The 500-nt window shown below is 50.2% G+C and carries 1 protein-coding gene; it reads left to right on the top strand.

Annotated elements, in window-relative coordinates:
• Positions 1-198 precede the first annotated feature (198 nt).
• On the top strand, positions 199-500 hold a 302-nt coding region (locus tag MD273_RS18985; RefSeq protein WP_239039315.1), incomplete at its 3' end, for a thiamine pyrophosphate-dependent enzyme.

The raw sequence follows: 500 nt of genomic DNA on the forward strand, positions 1-500 counted from the left end.
GAACCTCCTGAAGCCCGACGAAATCGTTATTTTTGACAGAAACCTCTAATAAACCGAAATCACGTTAACTGCAATTTTCGTGATATATATCAATACTATAATTAACATTGAATTGCGGTAAATCTAGCATTGCCGTGCCGCACAAAACTGCCTATTGTGACTGCCAATTCCACGTCTTTCCTTCAAAAGGAGGCCTTGATGGCGTCGCAAGCGTCCGCTTCACGGAAAACCCCAAAAAAAGAAGATAACAGCCGGATCGTCGAGTTCGATCGCGATCAGGAAATGCATGCGCTCCGCGAAATGCTGATGATTCGCCGTTTCGAAGAGAAGGCCGGCCAGCTTTATGGCATGGGCTTCATCGGCGGTTTCTGTCACCTTTACATCGGCCAGGAAGCTGTCGTCGTCGGCATGCAGATGGCGCTGAAGGATGGTGACCAGATCATCACCAGCTATCGTGACCACGGCCACATGCTTGCCACCGGCATGGAGGCCCGCGGTGT

The sequence above is a fragment of the Marinobacter sp. C7 genome (assembly GCF_022343555.1).
In the GTDB taxonomy this organism is placed as follows: domain Bacteria; phylum Pseudomonadota; class Gammaproteobacteria; order Pseudomonadales; family Oleiphilaceae; genus Marinobacter.